Source organism: Vibrio genomosp. F10 str. 9ZD137, assembly GCF_049974785.1.
GTDB lineage: Bacteria > Pseudomonadota > Gammaproteobacteria > Enterobacterales > Vibrionaceae > Vibrio.
Map to the genome: position 1 here is coordinate 1 of NZ_JBNGCJ010000602.1, position 392 is coordinate 392.

General features: G+C 48.0%; 2 protein-coding genes. One reads left to right on the forward strand and one right to left on the reverse strand.

Annotation, left to right across the window (positions count from 1 at the left end; all coding sequences use genetic code 11):
* On the forward strand, positions 1-133 hold a 133-nt coding region (locus ACP45E_RS14575), incomplete at its 5' end, for an anion permease (protein ID WP_141707349.1).
* A 70-nt stretch (positions 134-203) separates the two neighbouring features.
* Here ACP45E_RS14575 and ACP45E_RS14580 read toward each other — a convergent pair.
* A partial coding sequence (locus tag ACP45E_RS14580; RefSeq protein WP_198927728.1) for a DUF2057 family protein occupies positions 204-392 on the reverse strand: 189 nt, incomplete at its 5' end.

The following is a 392-nucleotide window of genomic DNA, read 5'->3' on the forward strand; positions in this document are numbered from 1 at the left end:
CGCTACTCCACCTAATGCGATTGTGTTTGGGTCTGGTCACATTAAGCAGCAAGAGATGATGCGAGTCGGCCTTGTACTTAACGCTGCGTGTATTGGTGCCCTGACGTTGATTGCAATGATGTTCTGGACATAGTCAAAAGCGTTACGCCATGCATGCAGCAAAATGGCTTGCATGGCGAAATGTACTTAAGGACCAAAGAGGTTTACTGATTAATATGCGCTTTGAATCTGGCTTTTGTTTCAGCATCGGCTTTGTCATACCAAAAGTGCAGCATTTCTTCCGCCGTACTCTCTGCTGTTACGTTTTTACCCGACGTTTGTTTTAAAGCAGGATCGGCAGAAATGGCTGGGGTTGCACTGGCAGCAACGAAGCTCGTCGCCGTGATCGCTGC